We start from the raw sequence: 2,972 nt of genomic DNA, 5'->3' as shown, positions 1-2,972 counted from the left end.
CTGCACCGCCTGAACGACCACTTTGGTGTGCTGCACGACCGGCACCTGGTGGCTCTCGCCAAGCAGATGAACCTGCCGATGGCCGAGGTGTACGAGGTGGCGAGCTTCTACCACCACTTCGACATCGTGCGCGGCGAGGATGCCCAGGCCCCGCGCCTGGTGCTGCGCGTGTGCGACAGCCTGAGCTGCAGCCTGGCGGGTGCGCGCGAGTTGCTGGCTGTGCTGCCCGAACGCCTGCGCGCGGCCGGTCAGGGCGATGTGGAGGTGTTGGCTGTGCCTTGCGTGGGGCGTTGCGAACAAGCGCCGGTGGCCGTGGTGCACCAGTGCCCGGTGCCGCACGCCACGGTGGATACCGTGCTGGAGGTAGTGAAATCCACGCCAAATCGGGCTCTAGCGCTTCATCCACAAGCGCTAGTAGCTATCCATTTTGATGTTTCTGAGCTGTCCGAGAAGAGCGTGCCAACGCGGCCGGACGGGATCAGCCCCGCCCACACCGACCTCGTCACCTACCGTGCCCACGGCGGCTACCAGACTGCCGCCGCGCTGGTCAACGGAGAGATGGACGCCGAGGCCGTGCTCGCTACCATGGAGAACTCGGGTTTGCGCGGCCTGGGCGGCGCGGGCTTCCCGGCGGGGCGCAAATGGCGCATTGTGCGGGACCAGCCCGCGCCGCGCCTGATGGCCGTCAACATTGATGAAGGCGAGCCCGGCACCTTCAAGGACCGCACTTATCTGGAACGCGACCCGCACCGCTTTCTGGAAGGCGTGCTCATCGCCGCCCAGGTGGTGGGCACCGAGGCCATCTACATCTACCTGCGCGACGAATACCATGGCTGCCGCGCGCTGCTGCAAGCGGCGCTCGACGACCTGCGCGCTGAGCCGCCCTGCCCCCTGCCGCACATCGAGCTGCGGCGCGGCGCGGGCGCCTACATCTGCGGCGAAGAGTCCGCCATGATCGAGAGCATTGAAGGCAAACGCGGCGAGCCGCGCATGCGCCCGCCTTACATCGCGCAGGTGGGCCTGTTCGGCCGGCCCACGCTGGAGCACAACTTCGAGACGCTGTACTGGGTGCGCGACATCGTCGAGCGCGGGCCAGACTGGTTTGCGGGCTTTGGCCGCCACGGCCGCAAGGGGCTGCGCAGTTTCAGCGTGAGCGGGCGCGTGAAGCACCCCGGCGTCAAGCTCGCGCCTGCGGGCATCACGGTGCAGGAACTCATCGACGAATACTGCGGCGGCATGCTGGACGGCCACCAGCTTTATGCCTACCTGCCCGGCGGCGCGTCGGGCGGCATCCTGCCCGCCAGCCTGAGCCACATCCCGCTCGACTTCGACACGCTGCAGCCCTACGGCTGTTTCATCGGTTCGGCCGCCGTCATCGTGCTCAGCCAGCACGACCGGGCGCGCGATGCGGCGCTGAACGTGATGCGCTTCTTTGAACACGAAAGCTGCGGCCAGTGCACGCCTTGCCGCGTAGGCACGGCCAAGGCCGCCACGCTGATGCAAGCGCCGCAGTGGGACGAAGAGCTGCTGGACGACTTGGCGCAGGTGATGGCCGATGCGTCCATCTGCGGCCTGGGCCAGGCTGCGCCCAACCCCATCCGTTGCATTCACAAATACTTTCCGCATGAGGTGGGCGAGGGGCCTTGGCCGGGTGACTTGCCCAAGCCGCGCACGGGTGTGGTCACGGAGAGGCTATGAGCGCAAAGATTGGGAGTAGCGGGCTGTTGTTTCCCTCTGGCAGGAGGTCAACAGAGCGTTCAAGCTTGCCTGGGCTTTTTTGCCGCGCAATCGCTTTGTGGATTGCGGGCTGTTCCTGTGGATGGGGGCTCGCGCTGGCCTCGGAGGACCCCGGGAGTTCGCATTGCCAGAGGGTCATTGCGGACGCTTCTGTGGTAGGTGATCTTTTTTTCGAAAGCGATGGCACGACGCTGAGTCCCAACGCCCCGCGGGAATTGCTGCAATTGACCGTGAAACTTCAGCGTTTCCCTCCGGCGCAGAGGCTGATTGTGTTCACGGGGTATCAGAGTGCGGCAGAGCGTGAGGGAACCGCACTTTACAGGGCAGAGGTCGCCCGGCGGTTCTTTCTTTCGCGAGGTTTGGCCGTTTCTGCGACTGTGATCGACGGGCGGACCACGACGGCAGTGGCCCATTCCTTCGGAGCGCGGCCTTCCGGTCAGCGTGTTGAGTACGAGGCACGGGCGTGGCAGGAGTTTTGTGCCCCTCCCGAATGGAACAAGCCAGAGCCGCGATAGGACAACCTATGACCACGACTTCCTTCGAACTCGACGGCCAGCCCGTCACCGCCCACCCCGGGGAAACCATTCTGAAAGCCGCGCAGCGCCACGGCGTGGACATCCCCCACCTTTGCTACAGCGATGGCCTGCGCCCCGACGGCAACTGCCGCGCCTGTGTGGTCGAGATCGCGGGCGAGCGCACGCTGGCCCCCAGTTGCTGCCGCGCGCCGACGGAAGGCATGAAGGTGCTGGCGGCCAGCCCCCGCGCGCGCAAGAGCCAGCAGATGGTGGTGGAGATGCTGCTGTCCGACATGCCGGACGTGGGATACCGGTGGAACGATCAAAAGGCAAATACTCCTGAATTGATAGCTGGTGGCGCTTATCCATCAAGCGCTAGTGGCCAATTTGACTCAGAAAATTCAGAAACGATAGGCCAGCATGGCGAGCTGAGCGCCTGGGCGGACCGCCTGGGCGTGGCCGTGCGCCCCGCGCTCCAGGCCCTGCGCCGCGAGCAGCCCGCGCCCGACCTGAGCCACCCTGCCATGGCCGTCAACCTGGACGCCTGCATCCAGTGCAACCGCTGCGTGCGCGCCTGCCGCGAGGAACAGGTCAACGATGTGATCGGCTACGCGCTGCGCGGGGCCGACAGCAAGATCGTCTTCGACCTCGACGACCCCATGGCCGAGAGCACCTGCGTGGCCTGCGGCGAATGTGTGCAGGCCTGCCCCACGGGCGCGC

2 protein-coding genes are annotated in these 2,972 nt (G+C 66.2%); both read left to right on the top strand.

Translation table 11 applies throughout. The features are described 5' to 3' along the window. A partial coding sequence (locus ACK4OE_RS25585) for an NADH-ubiquinone oxidoreductase-F iron-sulfur binding region domain-containing protein (protein ID WP_409889231.1) occupies positions 1-1,698 on the top strand: 1,698 nt, incomplete at its 5' end. A 562-nt stretch (positions 1,699-2,260) separates the two neighbouring features. Continuing rightward, positions 2,261-2,972: 2Fe-2S iron-sulfur cluster-binding protein (locus ACK4OE_RS25580; protein WP_409889230.1), on the top strand; the 712-nt coding region annotated here is incomplete at its 3' end.

This window comes from Acidovorax sp. (assembly GCF_046314175.1).
GTDB lineage: Bacteria > Pseudomonadota > Gammaproteobacteria > Burkholderiales > Burkholderiaceae_C > Acidovorax.
This window is presented reverse-complemented; position numbering and strand designations above follow the sequence as displayed.